Source organism: Pseudomonas sp. NFX224 (assembly GCF_048565165.1).
GTDB lineage: Bacteria > Pseudomonadota > Gammaproteobacteria > Pseudomonadales > Pseudomonadaceae > Aquipseudomonas.
The window spans coordinates 814,074-828,755 of record NZ_CP183416.1 but is presented as its reverse complement, the minus strand read 5'-3'; the positions used below and the strand labels follow the sequence as shown (position 1 = coordinate 828,755).

General features: G+C 55.0%; 13 protein-coding genes. 6 read left to right on the top strand and 7 right to left on the bottom strand.

Annotated features, from left to right (window positions below; all coding sequences use genetic code 11):
- Positions 1 to 46 precede the first annotated feature (46 nt).
- The 4 genes from ACNYC6_RS03615 to ACNYC6_RS03600 all read right to left on the bottom strand — a co-directional run bounded on the left by ACNYC6_RS03615 (position 47) and on the right by ACNYC6_RS03600 (position 4,027).
- Entirely contained in the window at positions 47 to 1,441 is a 1,395-nt protein-coding gene (locus ACNYC6_RS03615) for an undecaprenyl-phosphate glucose phosphotransferase (protein WP_419711118.1), read from the bottom strand.
- 341 nt (positions 1,442 to 1,782) lie between these two features.
- A complete protein-coding gene (locus ACNYC6_RS03610; RefSeq protein ID WP_419711117.1) occupies positions 1,783 to 2,469 on the bottom strand; it encodes a winged helix-turn-helix domain-containing protein in 687 nt (228 codons plus the stop codon).
- A 34-nt stretch (positions 2,470 to 2,503) separates the two neighbouring features.
- Positions 2,504 to 3,259: an EAL domain-containing protein gene (locus ACNYC6_RS03605; protein ID WP_419711116.1), complete on the bottom strand. Its 756-nt coding sequence runs from the start codon at positions 3,257 to 3,259 to the stop codon at positions 2,504 to 2,506.
- Between the two features lie 27 nt (positions 3,260 to 3,286).
- Positions 3,287 to 4,027, bottom strand: a complete 741-nt coding sequence (locus ACNYC6_RS03600) for a winged helix-turn-helix domain-containing protein (protein ID WP_419711115.1) — start codon at positions 4,025 to 4,027, stop codon at positions 3,287 to 3,289.
- A 608-nt stretch (positions 4,028 to 4,635) separates the two neighbouring features.
- On the opposite strand from ACNYC6_RS03600, the gene ACNYC6_RS03595 reads away from it, so the two are divergent.
- The gene (locus tag ACNYC6_RS03595) at positions 4,636 to 5,469 is read left to right on the top strand and encodes an undecaprenyl-diphosphate phosphatase (RefSeq protein WP_419712907.1); all 834 of its coding nucleotides are present in this window, start codon (positions 4,636 to 4,638) and stop codon (positions 5,467 to 5,469) included.
- A gap of 47 nt (positions 5,470 to 5,516) precedes the next feature.
- Here ACNYC6_RS03595 and dusA read toward each other — a convergent pair whose 3' ends face one another.
- Complete coding sequence (gene dusA, locus ACNYC6_RS03590) at positions 5,517 to 6,512, bottom strand: tRNA dihydrouridine(20/20a) synthase DusA (protein ID WP_419711114.1); 996 nt, start codon at positions 6,510 to 6,512, stop codon at positions 5,517 to 5,519.
- Between the two features lie 225 nt (positions 6,513 to 6,737).
- Between dusA and ACNYC6_RS03585 the strand changes: the two genes are divergently transcribed.
- On the top strand, positions 6,738 to 6,959 hold the full coding sequence (locus tag ACNYC6_RS03585) for a hypothetical protein (protein ID WP_419711113.1): 222 nt from the start codon (positions 6,738 to 6,740) through the stop codon (positions 6,957 to 6,959).
- 65 nt (positions 6,960 to 7,024) lie between these two features.
- Here ACNYC6_RS03585 and ACNYC6_RS03580 read toward each other — a convergent pair whose 3' ends face one another.
- Both ACNYC6_RS03580 and ACNYC6_RS03575 read right to left on the bottom strand, forming a co-directional pair.
- Positions 7,025 to 7,816: a transporter substrate-binding domain-containing protein gene (locus ACNYC6_RS03580; RefSeq protein ID WP_419711112.1), complete on the bottom strand. Its 792-nt coding sequence runs from the start codon at positions 7,814 to 7,816 to the stop codon at positions 7,025 to 7,027.
- Between the two features lie 72 nt (positions 7,817 to 7,888).
- The gene (locus ACNYC6_RS03575; RefSeq protein ID WP_419711111.1) at positions 7,889 to 8,593 is read right to left on the bottom strand and encodes a murein L,D-transpeptidase catalytic domain family protein; all 705 of its coding nucleotides are present in this window, start codon (positions 8,591 to 8,593) and stop codon (positions 7,889 to 7,891) included.
- Positions 8,594 to 8,677: 84 nt separating this feature from the next.
- Here ACNYC6_RS03575 and ACNYC6_RS03570 point away from each other — a divergent pair, with 84 nt between their 5' ends.
- The 4 genes from ACNYC6_RS03570 to ACNYC6_RS03555 all read left to right on the top strand — a co-directional run bounded on the left by ACNYC6_RS03570 (position 8,678) and on the right by ACNYC6_RS03555 (position 14,638).
- Positions 8,678 to 10,429: a L,D-transpeptidase family protein gene (locus tag ACNYC6_RS03570; protein WP_419711110.1), complete on the top strand. Its 1,752-nt coding sequence runs from the start codon at positions 8,678 to 8,680 to the stop codon at positions 10,427 to 10,429.
- 95 nt (positions 10,430 to 10,524) lie between these two features.
- Complete coding sequence (locus ACNYC6_RS03565; RefSeq protein ID WP_419711109.1) at positions 10,525 to 11,313, top strand: lipopolysaccharide biosynthesis protein; 789 nt, start codon at positions 10,525 to 10,527, stop codon at positions 11,311 to 11,313.
- A gap of 194 nt (positions 11,314 to 11,507) precedes the next feature.
- The gene (locus ACNYC6_RS03560) at positions 11,508 to 13,088 is read left to right on the top strand and encodes a sensor domain-containing diguanylate cyclase (RefSeq protein ID WP_419712906.1); all 1,581 of its coding nucleotides are present in this window, start codon (positions 11,508 to 11,510) and stop codon (positions 13,086 to 13,088) included.
- 143 nt (positions 13,089 to 13,231) lie between these two features.
- The gene (locus tag ACNYC6_RS03555; RefSeq protein ID WP_419711108.1) at positions 13,232 to 14,638 is read left to right on the top strand and encodes a DUF1254 domain-containing protein; all 1,407 of its coding nucleotides are present in this window, start codon (positions 13,232 to 13,234) and stop codon (positions 14,636 to 14,638) included.
- Positions 14,639 to 14,682 lie beyond the last annotated feature (44 nt).

Genomic DNA, 14,682 nt, shown 5'->3' with positions numbered 1-14,682 from the left:
GGACTTGCGTCCCCTTGATGTTTGCCTGCGTCTGACTATCCAGCCATCAATAGATGTCCTTTGACAGCAAGGTGAACGGCGTCTTCACCAGGATCTTCAGATCCAGCCACAACGACCAGTTATTGATGTACTTGAGGTCGATCTCGACGCGTTTCTGCATCTTGTCGATGGTGTCGGTTTCGCCGCGGCAACCGTTGATTTGAGCCAGCCCGGTGATCCCCGGTTTGATTCGGTGGCGAGCCATGTAGGCGAGAATCTTTCCGGAGTAGTAGTCGTTGTGCGCAATGGCGTGCGGACGTGGCCCGACAAGGGCCATATGGCCTTGCAGCACATTGAACAGCTGCGGCAACTCATCGATAGAGGTTCGACGGATAAAGCGCCCGACGGGTGTTATACGTGAGTCATTACGACTGGCCTGTTTGACTTCAGCATCGTCGTGAACGCGCATCGAGCGGAACTTCCAGACCTGGATGACTTTCCCGTTCCAGCCATGACGGTCTTGTTTGAAGAAAACCGGGCCATGGGAAGTGAACTTGACGGCCAGACCAATGACTAGCAGTAGCGGGCTTAGAACGACAATGGCCATCAGTGCCACGCTTTTATCGAGCAGGCTTTTACTCAAGGCAGCGGTGGGTTGGCTGGTCAGCGGGCTTTCATTCAAATGGATCGCGGGAAGGCCGTCCACATCACTGACCGAGTGATTGAGTAGTGTCAGGCTGTTCAGGTCAGGGACCCACACCACATCGACGTTGGCATCGAGCAAATCGCCATACATGGCTTCGATTTGTGCGGCCTCACTCAGGGGGAGTGTGATGTACAGGCGTCGAACATCATGAATCTTGATCAGCTCCAAAAGCGCCTCTTGCGGACCCACGACAGGTGGCGCGCTTGCCTCCAGCACGGGAGTGGCGTTGGAACTTACCAGGCCGACCAGTGGGAAATGCTCAAGGGTATGAAGCTTGTTAGCCAACCCCAGTGCCAGTTCCCCAGTACCGACGATCAGCGTTCTACGCTCTCTTTGAAGTGACCTTTGGTAGTACTTCGAAAAGCCATGCAGGGGAACGTACAACAGCGCCTGCCCGACGTAACTGCAGATCGCCCATACCAGAATGATTTGCCGGGAAAACAGTTCATTGGCCTTGCAAAGGAAGGCGACAATAGCCAGTGCCGCCAACGTCATTGACCAGCCCATCAGTAGTCTAATCAACCCCTCCAGGTAATTATCTTTCTTGGCATAGACACCACACCATGAGTAAGCGGGTACCGATGCAAGTACGGTTAGTGTTGCGCATACTCGATAATAGAACTCTACCGTTTCGGTCTGGTAATAAACCAATGAAAGTAACAGAGCTACAACAAAGCCCTGGCCAACTACCCACTGTCCCCAAAAGGTTAATCCTTTGAGAGTGGTATTTCGATTGATACGAAGATTGTTAACCATGCGATATCCCCATACGTCCATTTACGTGTCGACAGGCAGGAGTCAAAATTGATCTGGCAAGCGTTATTGTTTTTATAAGATGGCCATGCGCTGACGCGTTGAAACGCCAGGGCGGCGCTGTCGTCAATAAATAGATTAAGTGATTCGCGTGAGGGCTGTCTGACGACTTCTAACAAGGAGGGTGGTGCATTAAGGGAGATGCATGGGGCAGGTAAGGAGTGTTAGAAATAGTCGGCAATGTTACTTGGTTGTGATGGGCTTAGAGGGGGGGGGAGGTGGCGAGATTAGGTAAGCACGTTTTTATTTTTGTAGTGCACTACCGCTTTCACAAATTTACTTAATTAGGCCAGACTTTTTCCGCGTACGATCTTTTGTATCAGGCAATATCCACGATTTCTGACTGCGCGAAAAAGACGTTCGCCATTAGTGGCGCTTTTGAATTTTTCCTGTAGTCGGCTTAGACACATTTCGAGACCGCGATAGTGTTCCGGCTCTCTGCCGATACTGCGGATAAGATCGTCTTTGCTGACCACGCGATCATCATGGTGCAGCATCTTTTTGAGTAATGTGGCTTCCAGGCCAGTCAAGACAATCTCTATGTCATCCTTGATCAACGCGCCACTGCCATTACTGAATCGCCAGGTTTCAGCCTGTATTGTGCGCGACTCGACCAGACTGGAGGGAAATTCCCTGGTGGCCTCTCTGTGTTCAATTGCGATAGAGGTGATGTTGTGAGTTCGAGGGATGGATTGAGCAGCTTGCCACTCGGACTTGAATGTCGAAAGAATGCGCTGTGTATCATGTTTGATAACAGGCGAGACCATTCTGTCCACGTGCGGGGAAATAAACTCCATAAGTTTTGGAGTGGAGGAGGGTGGGACTACGCCTGATACAAACATCTTGGTTTGTGACGTACCGAACGAGTTATATCGCTTGCTGGAGAGTAGCGTCTCCAGTTCCAGCTGTAGCGCGGGGCTATGTGTGACTACTACAAAGTATTTTCTCGGGAGGTTTGTACTGCTTTCCATGTCGCTCTCCTGAATTGCACGCCTGGATATTGGTTTAAAGGTTGTCGGCAGGGGAGTAATGGCTCCCTTGGAAATAATCAAAGGGCAAGGCTCGCGCCAATACATGGCTTGCAGCATGCTCTACCCTGTCCGCTATAAAGCTGACTTTGGAATTGTGAGCCTGCAGGGTCATACGCTCGTAGAGTCGATTGAATAGTTCTGGGTTGCTCGTGAGCTTTAGGCTCAAGTCTAAGGTGGAAACAGAGATCTTTATATAGTCGAATAGATTCAGGGTTGTAAAAATCTCGATACTTTCGTCTTGAATGTTGAAGCCATCGAATGCGATTTCGACGCCGTGATCTTTCAGTTGATACACGTTATGGATGATTTTCTTTTTATCAGTAAAGCTGATCGTCGGAAAAGGGAGTTCATTGAGTGCGACCACCAGTGTTTGACCGAAGCCGCGCAGGGCCTCGTTGCACTGGATCAGCTCTTCGGTGAGAGCAGCATTAATCAGCGCTGACTGTTCGATACAAACAAATCGGCGACTCAAATATTTGTTTTCGCTGGAGGCGTTGCGATCTTTCAATGAGAAGGCAATCAGCCGAGTATGCATCAATGCTTCACTGTAGATGCTGCTCATCTGATGCGTTGCTGGTGCGTAAGATGCAAGAGTGGACAGGAACTGGCTGGCGTCGGTTTTTACTCTGATCTCGCTGCCAAATGGGCGGTCATCGCGTGCAAGAATAAGTTGCCGAGACAGGTACTGATTCGCACGGTCAAAGCGAGGCACGCATTCGGTTGCGTTCATAATGCAATAACTCCGTTGCATAAATAATCAGGTGGTAGAAATCAAACCCCTGATTAAGCGATATCCATGCCCGCGAATACTTTGAATGGCGTTGGTGCCATACATGCCTTTTATTTTGCCGCGAAGGCGGCTGATCGATTTTTCCAAGGCTCTCGGGTCGTAAAAATTAATATTGAGGCCCATGGCTCTGGCGATTTCGTCATGGCTCAATATATGGTTTTTCGTTTCAGAAAAAGCTTCAAGTATCTTCATTTCTGCAAACGATACATCAAGTTTTTTATCATCTCCCATGAGGCACATGCGCGTGGGGTCGAGAAGCAGGTTATCTTTTGACTGCCATTCCTGGCTACCAAAAAAATCGGAAAATGCCTGGGCGTTTTCGTCAGGAGCACTGCTGAATTTTCCGCAGTAATCCGCACCGGCAAGATAGTACTTCATCTTGTTATAAGTGCCTGATCCGGTGACCGCTGCAAAAATTATTGACGCCATATTGTTGGCGCGCAGACTTTCGATCAATGCAATGCTTTCAACATACGCCTGAGGATTGTCTACGACGATAAAGACCGCTCGGTACAATTCCGGGTGCATATTTCTGTTGAATGGATTGCTGTAGCACGTTGCATCGACGGGTACTTCATTGCCTGCGTGGCTGGCGACTAATTCCCTGAAATCCTCAGCTAACATATGGGTCCGCCCAATGGTGAGAATCCCTGTCTGCTCCTTTGCGTGCTCGTGGCTTGAAGTCGTTTTGTCACCTGTAAGCATCATGCTTTGACTCGGCTGTGTGCTGACGTTTGGATGTTAAAGCACCGATTCTCGTTTGTGACTGACAATTGGTAACATTTCGGGGAAATTTTAAATGGCGTCACGGTTTTTCTAACATTGGTGATGAGTTTTACGTGACCGTTTGCGCTCCAGGGGAGCGGAACGGTCAATTATCTGAGGCGCGCTCGAGGATATCAGTGTATAGCATTGTGCCACCTTTTTTCTCGATATCCCGGGTTTACGAACCCATAAGCTGTATGTGTGACTGAAGCTTGCATCGTTTTTTGTTTTGTATCGGAAGTTCACCAAACCCTGAAAATTTCTTCTCGGTGGAGGGGGGCACGCAATTTTGGAGAGGAATATATCCTTTAATAACTTTTATATAACTTCTCGATTGCGACTGTGGAGGCTGGACATTTAATAACAAGCGGTTCTAATGTCCGGCTTGATGCGTTCTACTATTTCTTTCGCCTGATGATGGTTGTCAACGACATTGAGGTCAGGATCTGTTCTTGCCTTTCTTTGCGGGCGCCTTATTTGATGAAATTCAAATGGTCGAATGGTCAAAAGACCTTGCACGCGTGGGTCGCGAGGGTCTAATCGGGGGGTTAATGGATTTCTGGACTACGGTTACGGTTTTGATCTTGGGGGCGGTCGAGGGACTGACGGAGTTTTTGCCCATATCAAGTACCGGGCACCAAATTATTGTCGCGGACTTGCTCGATTTCGGTGGTGAGCGAGCCATGGCCTTTAACATCATTATCCAACTAGGGGCGATCCTGGCGGTCGTCTGGGAGTTCCGGCGCAAGATCCTCGAAATCGTCAGCGGATTGCCGACCCAGCGGAATGCGCAACGTTTTACCTTGAACCTATTGATCGCATTTATGCCCGCCGTTGCCCTGGGGGTACTGTTCGCCGATAAAATTCACGAGTACCTGTTCAACCCAATAACCGTAGCGGTGGCGCTGGTCTTGGGTGGCATCGTCATGTTGTGGGCTGAGCGCCGCGACCATGTGGTGTACGTCGACCACGTCGACGATATGCGCTGGACTGACGCCCTCAAAGTCGGTTTCGCGCAATGCCTGGCGATGATCCCGGGCACTTCGCGCTCGGGATCTACCATTATCGGGGGGCTGCTGTTTGGTCTGTCACGCAAGGCAGCGACCGAGTTCTCGTTCTTTCTGGCGATGCCAACCATGGTTGGCGCCGCCGTTTACTCAGGGTACAAATACCGGGACCTGTTCCAGGCTGGCGACTTGCCGGTCTTTGCCTTGGGCTTCGTGACGGCGTTCGTCTTCGCCATGCTCGCGGTACGCGGTTTGCTGAAGTTCATCGCCAACCACAGCTACGCGGCATTCGCCTGGTATCGAATTGCATTCGGTTTGTTGATTCTGGCGACGTGGGTATTCGGTTGGGTCAACTGGACTGAAGCGGCGGCACTCTGAACCACGGCACCAGGTTGCGTGAGCCGCACCTGGTGCTCAGTCAGCGCTTAACGCCCTTCAAGCAACTGCGCGGCCTGATCCAGCAAGGCCAACGGATCTTTGGCCTTGTGGATATCCACCGACAACAATTGCCGAAACTTGCGCGCCCCCGGAAAACCGGTGCCCAGCCCCAAGACGTGTCGCGTGATGTGGTGCATCGAACCGCCCGCAGCGATGTGCGCGGCGATGTAAGGTCGCAATTGCGCCAGTGCTTCGGCGCGAGTGATCACCGGCGCGGTGCTGCCGAACAACTGCTGATCCACTTCGGCCATCACATAAGGATTGTGATAAGCCTCGCGGCCGAGCATCACGCCGTCGAACGTCTGCAAATGCTCATGGCAGGCTTCCAGCGTCTTGATCCCGCCGTTGAGAATAATCTCCAGTTCTGGAAAATCCGCCTTCAACCGCGCCGCCACGTCATAACGCAGCGGTGGAATGTCCCGGTTCTCCTTCGGCGATAACCCCTCCAGAATCGCGATCCGCGCATGCACGGTAAAACTCGTGCATCCGGCCTCGCGAACCGTGCCGACGAAATCACACAACTGCTCGTAGCTGTCACGGCCATTGATGCCGATGCGGTGCTTCACCGTCACCGGAATCGACACCGCATCACGCATTGCCTTCACACAGTCGGCCACCAACTGCGGATGCGCCATCAGGCATGCGCCGATCATATTGTTCTGCACCCGATCGCTCGGGCAACCGACATTCAGGTTCACCTCGTCGTAGCCGTGCTCCTGGGCCATGCGTGCACACGCGGCCAAGTCCAGAGGGACGCTACCACCCAGCTGCAAGGCGAGCGGGTGCTCGGCCTTGTCATGGCGCAGGAAACGCTCGTGATCGCCATTGAGCAGGGCACCGGTGGTGACCATTTCGGTGTAGAGCAGGGCGTTTTTCGATAGCAGGCGCAGGAAAAAGCGGCAATGGCGGTCGGTCCAATCCATCATCGGCGCGACGGAAAAGCGGCGGGACAGCGGGGCAGGTGTTGCGGTAGCTACGGACATTGGGGATCTGGAATCGGTGAGGCTGGGAGGTGGGGGAGTTTAACAGGATTGCACTTGTGGGGCTTGGGCGGGGCCAGGGGCAATCATCAGGTAATGGATTTCAGTAGCCTTCTTACCTGAACCAACGCTGTCGTCCGGCAACGTTTCATAATCCTCGGCTGGCCAGAGGCCTAGGATGAGTGCACAGGATCAAGCCAACGCGCCCCACCGACAGGAACAATAAAAATGATCTCAAACCTCATCAAAGTTGCATTGATCGCCGGTGCTGTTCTGTTGAGCGCCTGTTCGGGTGTAAGTACCGATCATCGTTATGCAGATGATGCTCAGTTCTCTAATGGATTCGGACCGGGGCCCACCCATAATAACCCCAATAAACTGAATTTCCATGGCAGTGCGCTTGGCAGTAGTTTCGGTGAGTACAGTTCCGGCCTGTTGCACGACGACTGACACTGAGCGGAAAAAAGGCGCTCCTGAAGTTGAGCGCCTTTTTTGCTGCTCGCAACAATGTCTCGTTATTTAGCCTCAGGCACCGCCAACCACTGCCCGAGCACTTTCTGGTAATTACCCGTCACCTTGGCCAAATGCAGCCACTGATCGACATACAACTTCCAGGTCATGTCATCCCGGGGCAGCAGATAGGCCTTCTCGCCATATTGCATGTACTGCGTCGGATTGACCGCGCACAGCCCTGGTTTTTGCTTCTGTTGGTACAGCGCTTCCGACGCATCCGTGATCATCACGTCTGCTTTCTTGTCGAGCAGCTCCTGAAAGATGGTCACGTTGTCATGCAGTTGCAATTGTGCCTTGGGCAGGTAGGCGTGAACGAAAGCTTCGTTAGTGCCGCCGGCCGGTTCGACCAGGCGTACCGAGGGTTGGTTGATCTGTTCGATGGTCTGGTACAGCGCCTGGTTTTCGCAACGCACCAGTGGGATCTTGCCATCGACGTCAAGAGTGGTGCTGAAGAAGGCTTTTTTCTGCCGTTCGAGGGTGACCGAGATCCCGCCCATACCGATGTCACACTTACCCGCGAGCATGTCGGGCATCAGGGTTTTCCAGGTGGTCGGCACCCATTCCACCTTGACGCCGAGGCTGTCGGCCAGTGAGCGAGCCATGGCAATGTCGATGCCTGAATACTCGCCGTCTTCGCCCTTGAAGGTGTAGGGCTTGTAATCGCCGGTGGTGCATACCCGCAATTGGCCTTGCTGGATGACGCTGTCCAGATGCGATGGGCCTTCCTGTGCCTGGACGCTAAACGATAGTGCGAACAAGCCCCCGAGCATCAGTGTGCTTCTGGTGTTTTTCATTGGTATTGTACTTTTGTGAGGGAGGTTGAGAGCGAGTGTAGTGAAATCACTTCTCAACCGTCATTACCTCTATTACTGCCGCTTTGTCGCCTTATCGGACGACGCCACGGTGCCGCCACCGCAATTAATGTACGAAGACGATTTCAGCCAGCGCTGATCCGGATAATAGGAAAACAGCAGTTGTCCGTCTTTCATCGAGTCGATCAGCCGATGTGCAATCGCCGGTCGGACTGCTGGGCAGCCGAGGCTTCTGCCGATACGGCCGTTGGCGCGTGCGAGGACGGGACTGACGTACGGTGCGCCGTGAATGACGATTGCCCGGTCAAAAGCGTTATCGTTGAAGCCGGGCTCCAGGCCTTCCATGCGCAGTGAATAGCCGTTCTGGCCGCGGTAACTTTCTTGCGTGCGGAACAAACCGATACTGGTGGCGAAACTTTCGTTCTGGTTGGAGAACCATGTGGCCATGTTTTCGCCGCTGTTGCGGCCATGGGCGACGAGTTCGTGAAAGAGCAATTTGCGCTTTTTCAGGTCGAAAACCCACAGTCGTTGTTCAGTCGAGGGCAGGGAATAATCGATCACTGCTAGTCTCTGTGCCGGGGCTGCGCCTTGGGCGCGAGTGCACTGGGTGGCGCGTACAGCCAGGGCGATGACTTTGGCATTGGCTTTTGGAGCGGCTTTGGCCAGCGCGACTTCCAGCGAATCGGCGTAGGCTGCGGGTAGGCAGACCGACGTCAACAGCAGCGCTGTGAGTAGAAAGCCAAAGCGATGTAACGGCATAAGGTAAGTCTCATCAGGAATATATCGAGTCTAGCAGCGAGTGGAACGCTAGCCTTTTGATTTGCGGGAGATTAAGGATTATCCATGGGGCAATTAACAAGGTTATTCGTCATAAGCCGTGTACTTTTTATGGTCTTTCTGATCAGCGGCACTGCTTTTGGTGAAAGTTCGCCGATCGTGCCGGTATCTCCGGAAAGGACCGTTTTGTCCGCAGCGCCCGATGATGTTGTCGGTCAAGCGATCCAGGCCGTACTGGAACCGTTGAAATCGGCCTTCCCGCCGTTGCTTACTGCGCGTAAGCATCAGCGGGTGGATATCAGCCGGGTGGTCATGGATTATTACTCGCACCGTAATTATCGCGCTGCGTGGACCAACGGACGCGATGTCACCCAGTTGCTCAAAAGCCTGAATGACACGCAAATCGATGGCCTGATCCCTGAGGACTATCGGATTGAAGAGCTGGCACAGGCGCAACTGGCGATGCAGGCCACAGCGCCAACACCGATGCAATCGGCAGCCTTCGATATCGCGCTGACCCGCACCTACATCACTGCGTTGCTGCAATTGCGACGCGGTAAAGTCGATCCGTCGCGACTGGACTTTCATTGGAATTTCGACCCGGTCGGCGTTGACCCCCGTGAGGATGTGAACAGTTTCTTTGCCGCCCTCGACGATCACGACGTGGCACGCGGGTTCGCTCAGGCACCGCCGCAGGAAGCGGTTTACCGCAGCATGCGAGAAGCCTTGGCGCAGTTGCGTCAGGTGCGCGATGCCGGCGGTTGGCCGAAAGTCACCGAAGGGCAGTCACTCAAGCCGGGGATGAGCGGGACGGCAGTCGCGCAGTTGCGTGCACGTTTGACGGCCGGTGGTTACCTGGCTACCCCGCACAGCAAGCGCAATGATTACGACGACAGTGTCATCGCGGCAGTGAAGAAGTATCAGACCGAGCAATACCTTGGCGCGGATGGCGTGGCGGGGGCGGCGACCCTGGCGGCGTTGAATGTGCCCGTTGAAGCGCGGATCGATCAGGTTCGTGTGAATATGGAGCGGGCGCGTTGGCTGCTGTACAAACTCCAGGGCACTTTTGTCGTGGTCGACATCGCCGGGTACAAGGTCGCGCTGTATCGCGACGGCCAGCCGATCTGGCGTTCCCGGGTGCAGGTCGGCAAGCCGTTTCGCAGTACGCCGGTATTTCAGTCCGAAATCACTTACATCACGTTCAACCCCACCTGGACGGTGCCGCCGACGATTCTGGTCAAGGACATGCTGCCCAAGATTCAACAGAACCCGGACTACCTGGCCGCCAACCGGATCAGAGCCCTGGACCGGGATGGGCATGTGCTCGATCCGTCGGGCATCGACTGGTACAACGCGCGCGGAATCACGCTGCGTCAGGATGCCGGCCCCGAGAACTCGTTAGGGCAGGTGGTCATTCGATTCCCCAACGACTATGCGATTTATCTGCATGACACGCCGCACCGCGAGTTGTTTGCCAAGTCCATGCGCGCCACCAGCTCCGGGTGCATCCGGGTGGAAAATCCGCTGCAGTTGGTCGAACTGTTGTTCAACGACCCGGTGCGCTGGAACAGCGAGGGCATTCAAAAGCAGTTGGCAAACGGCAAGACTGAAAACATCAAGCTCCCGGTCAAGGTGCCGGTGCTGCTGGCGTACTGGACGGTCGACTTGAGCAAAGAAGGAAGGGTGACGTTCAAACCTGACGTTTACGGCTACGATTCTCCGGTACTGCGTCAATTGAACCAGCCATCAAAACTGCCCGCATTGGAGTTGCCGGGAGCGGAAAGTGCGCTGGTCGTAACAGAGCAGGCCAAGCCGTAGCAAAGGAGAGGCAGAATGCGTTTTCAGATCAAAACTATTGTTCTGGAAGCGGGTCAGACATCACTGATTGACCGACATGGATAGGGAATTCATTAATGGATGTTGCGCAAAAAAAGCCGTCACTCAGCACCGGGCCACTTCATGTGCGCGACCTGGATGAATGCCGCAACTCTGAAAAAGGTTCAGTGTTGATCATTGCTTCGGGCGCTTCCGCAAAGCATTTTCCACTGCACAAGTACGCAGACGTTCCAATGATCACCATGAACGGCGCCATTTCGAAATTTATCGGGACTGGCATCAGTCCGTTTTTTTATGTGTGCACCGATCAGGGTTTTTCCGAGCAGCAACCCGAACTCTTCACAAAAGCCATGCGCCTCAGTGCGCGGGTAGCGTTGTGGGAAAAACATATCTGGCATACCTCGTTCAAGCCCCAGGGGGATCTATATTTTTTGAGGCGGGCACCGAGGCTTTCCTGGCGTGACTTGTTCAGGACGGATAAAGAACTGGTGAGAAATCGCAAGATCGGCAATGGCCGCAATAAAACCCTGGGCTTCAGCAAGAACCTCAAGCGCGGCTTTTTTGATGCGCGTACGGTGGCCTACCTGGCCGTACAACTTGCCTATCATTTGGGGTTTACCAAGGTGTTCCTGGTCGGTGTCGATCTGGACCCATCGGTGAGCCGCTTTTACGAAGCACCCGGGACGTTCATATCTCCCTGCGTACTCGACAATCATTTTTATACGAGAATCCTGCCGTCTTTCGCGATCCTGGCGAAAAGCGTCGTGAACAAGGATTTTCAGGTTTACAACCTGTCCAGCACTTCGAAGATTCCTGCCGATCTTGTCCCACGCGTGACACTGGATGAACTCGACCGGCTGATATGACAATCAAGCCTGGCTCAACTCCACCCACAGAACCTCAACCATCGCCCGATGCGATGCGGCGATTGCAGCGTTCTGACGGTTGAGGCGGATGGCGACCACGTGACATATGGCTGCCATTTGTGGGTTGTAACCCCGTAAACTTGGCGCACAAAACCAGGGGATTTGGGCGGTCGCCCATGCCTTGCCCTTTCAGGATGCGCTTTTTGCCTACACGCCAGTACGACCCACACCACGCCCCTGGCGTCGCATTGAAACGCATACCGCTGCGCAAGGCAGCGGTATTGTTCATTGTCACGGTGTGTTTGTGCCTGTGCGCGTTGCTGTATCTGCAACTGGAGCAATCCCGGCGGCATGCCTTGAGCCAGGCCCAGGTCGCCTCGTCGAACCTGACGCGGGCCATGGCGCAGCAAGCCGAAGACACCTTCATGCAGGCCGACCTGGTGCTGACCAGTCTGGTGGACTGGATTCAGTTCGATGGATTCACTCCCTCCCTGAGAGCTCGCTTGCAGAGTACTTTCGCCCGACGGGTGCAGGCGCTGAATCAATTGCACGGCATTCTGTTGTTCGACCAGAAAGGCCAGTGGGTCGTGACCTCATTCGAGAGTCTGCCTCGGGGGCCGGGCGTGGCGGACCGCGAGTACTTCAAGTTTCACCAGCAAAACGTGTCGTCCGTGGCGCATATCAGCCCGGCGATTCGCAGCCGGGAAAATGGCGAGTGGATCATTCCGGTATCCAAACGGGTGAACGACAAGAACGGCCAGTTCCAGGGCGTGCTACTGGCCGGGATCAAAATGTCCTACTTCGACCAGTTCTTCAAAAGTTTCGACATCGACGACAACGGCTCGATGTTCCTCGGCTTGACCGATGGAACGCTCCTGGCGCGCCGGCCGTTCATGGAGTCGCAGATCGGCGCGTCGTTGGCCCAGGGCGAAATCTTTCAGAACCTCCTGCCGCTAGCGCCTTCAGGCAACGCGATGTTCACTTCGGTGATGGATGGCGTTGTCCGTTTGCATGGCTACCGGCAGCTGGAGGCTTACCCGCTGGTGGTCTCGGCGGCATCGTCCCGGGATTCGATTCTGGCGGGATGGTACGACACGGCGTATCGCTCCAGTGCCGTTGTTGCGCTGGTGATGCTCGGCGTGGGCCTGTTCGGTTGGGTATTCATCCGTCAGTTGCGCGTCGGCGAACGGGTCGAGGCGGATTTGCGCAAGGCCCAGGAAGCGCTGGAGCTGATCGCTACCCACGACAGCCTGACCGGTCTGGCCAACCGGCGATTGTTCGAGCGGGCGCTGGATATCGAGTTCGGACGCGGCGCACGCCAGCACAGTGCGCTGAGCCTGATCATGCTCGATATCGATTATTTCAAGTGCTACAACGACACCTACGGTCATGTGGTGGGGGATCACTGCCTGGCGGAGGTGGCGCGGGCGGTAAAGGCTTGCTGCCATCGCAAGGCCGATCTGGCGGTGCGTTACGGCGGCGAAGAGTTTGCGGTGTTGTTGCCCGATACCGACATTCACGGCGCCATGACGATAGCCGAACATATCCGCCGCAGCGTCATGGACAAGAACATCAGCCACAGCGGTTCGCCCACCGGTTACGTCACGATCAGCCTCGGCTGTTATTCGTTTATACCGACGGGGCGCGACAGTATGGAAGTGTTTATCCAGCGTGCGGACGCGGCGCTGTACCAGGCCAAGCATTCGGGGCGCAATCGCTCCGCCGTGCTGTCGATGGAGGGCGGCGTGCCGGCGCTGATGCGCTCGGATCGTTGAAGCTTTCGCCGGGTTGTATCACCCTCGAAACACCACGACCGGCCCGGCTGTCCGCCTGTCAAAAGTTGTCCGATTGATCGTCTAGAGTTCCGTAAGCTCTGCCGAATCCGGCAGATCGCCTTTACGTACGGATGATCGCCAACATGCCGATAACCCATGCATTGACAGCCGTTGCTCTAACCGTTGCAGCCTCCGCCATTTTTCCGCTGGCCAGTCACGCGCAATCGAAAATCACTGCCGAAGAGGCCCATGCGATCGGCGTTGATGCCTACGTTTATTTTTATCCGCTGCTGACCATGGACATCACCCGCCAGCAATTCACCAACATCGAACCGGGCAAGGAATTCGGTAAAGGCCCGATGAACATGTTTGTCAGCGTGCCGCAGTATCCTCCAGCGGATTTCAAAGGCGTGGTGCGCTCGAACTTCGACACGTTGTATTCGATCGCATGGCTGGACTTGACCAAGGAGCCACTGGTGATCGCCGCGCCGGACACCGCCGGGCGCTTCTATTTGCTGCCGATGCTCGACATGTGGAGCGACGTGTTCGCCTCGCCGGGCTGGCGCACCACGGGCACCGAGGCTGCGCAATTCCTGGTAACGCCCCCGGGCTGGACCGGCACCGTGCCGGCCGGAATGAGCCAGCTGCCGGCGCCTACACCTTTTGTCTGGATCATCGGCCGCACCAAGACTGATGGCGCGGCGGACTACGCGGCGGTACACAAGATTCAGGCGGGCTACACCGTGACGGCGTTGTCGCGCATGGGCAAAGAAGCTGAAGCGGTCAGTGTGAAAATCGACCCGGCCGTGGACATGAAAACTCCGCCCAAAGTCCAGGTCGACACGATGTCGGCCGGCGACTACTTCGCCTACGCCGCCGAACTGCTGAAAGTGAACCCACCGCACATCACCGATCAGCCGATGCTGGCGCAGATCAAGCGCATCGGTATTGAGCCCGGCAAGTCATTCAGCCTGGATGCGCTGGACCCTGATGTAAAAGCGGCGCTTGCAACGGTGCCCAAGGACGCGCAAGCGCTGATGGCGTGGAAGATACCGACGCTGGCGCGGGTGGAGAATGGCTGGTCGATGAACACTGACACCATGGGGGTCTACGGCAACTATTACCTCAAGCGTGCGATCGTGGCCCAGGTAGGGCTCGGCGCCAACCTGCCCGAGGATGCGATTTATCCATTGAATGTGGGCGACTCAAACGGCAAGGCACTCGATGGCGTGAACAAATACGTGATGCATTTCGACAAAGGGCAGGAGCCGCCGGTGAATGCGTTCTGGTCAGTCACGCTGTACGACCCTGAAGGTTTTCAGGTCGGTAATAAACTGGACCGCTTCGCAGTCAGCAGCTGGATGCCGTTCAAGACCAATGCCGATGGGTCGCTGGATCTCTATTTCCAGAACGAAAGCCCCGGCAAGGAGCTTGAGGCCAATTGGCTGCCGGCGCCCAAAGGCCCGTTCAACCTGACCATGCGCCTGTATGGGCCGAAGGCCGACGCAATGAACGGCAAGTGGAACCCGCCTGCGGTCAAACAGATGTAAAAATCAGGCGGTGGAAGGCAGCCGACAGGACGCCGCAGACAACA

What these genes read in the sequence shown, in the direction of transcription:
- ACNYC6_RS03615 (WP_419711118.1), bottom strand. Translation starts at nt 1,441, where the DNA reads ATGGTTAACAATCTTCGTATCAATCGAAATACCACTCTCAAAGGATTA.
- ACNYC6_RS03610 (WP_419711117.1), bottom strand. Translation starts at nt 2,469, where the DNA reads ATGGAAAGCAGTACAAACCTCCCGAGAAAATACTTTGTAGTAGTCACA.
- ACNYC6_RS03605 (WP_419711116.1), bottom strand. Translation starts at nt 3,259, where the DNA reads ATGAACGCAACCGAATGCGTGCCTCGCTTTGACCGTGCGAATCAGTAC.
- ACNYC6_RS03600 (WP_419711115.1), bottom strand. Translation starts at nt 4,027, where the DNA reads ATGATGCTTACAGGTGACAAAACGACTTCAAGCCACGAGCACGCAAAG.
- ACNYC6_RS03595 (WP_419712907.1), top strand. Translation starts at nt 4,636, where the DNA reads ATGGATTTCTGGACTACGGTTACGGTTTTGATCTTGGGGGCGGTCGAG.
- dusA (WP_419711114.1), bottom strand. Translation starts at nt 6,512, where the DNA reads ATGTCCGTAGCTACCGCAACACCTGCCCCGCTGTCCCGCCGCTTTTCC.
- ACNYC6_RS03585 (WP_419711113.1), top strand. Translation starts at nt 6,738, where the DNA reads ATGATCTCAAACCTCATCAAAGTTGCATTGATCGCCGGTGCTGTTCTG.
- ACNYC6_RS03580 (WP_419711112.1), bottom strand. Translation starts at nt 7,816, where the DNA reads ATGAAAAACACCAGAAGCACACTGATGCTCGGGGGCTTGTTCGCACTA.
- ACNYC6_RS03575 (WP_419711111.1), bottom strand. Translation starts at nt 8,593, where the DNA reads ATGCCGTTACATCGCTTTGGCTTTCTACTCACAGCGCTGCTGTTGACG.
- ACNYC6_RS03570 (WP_419711110.1), top strand. Translation starts at nt 8,678, where the DNA reads ATGGGGCAATTAACAAGGTTATTCGTCATAAGCCGTGTACTTTTTATG.
- ACNYC6_RS03565 (WP_419711109.1), top strand. Translation starts at nt 10,525, where the DNA reads ATGGATGTTGCGCAAAAAAAGCCGTCACTCAGCACCGGGCCACTTCAT.
- ACNYC6_RS03560 (WP_419712906.1), top strand. Translation starts at nt 11,508, where the DNA reads ATGCGCTTTTTGCCTACACGCCAGTACGACCCACACCACGCCCCTGGC.
- ACNYC6_RS03555 (WP_419711108.1), top strand. Translation starts at nt 13,232, where the DNA reads ATGCCGATAACCCATGCATTGACAGCCGTTGCTCTAACCGTTGCAGCC.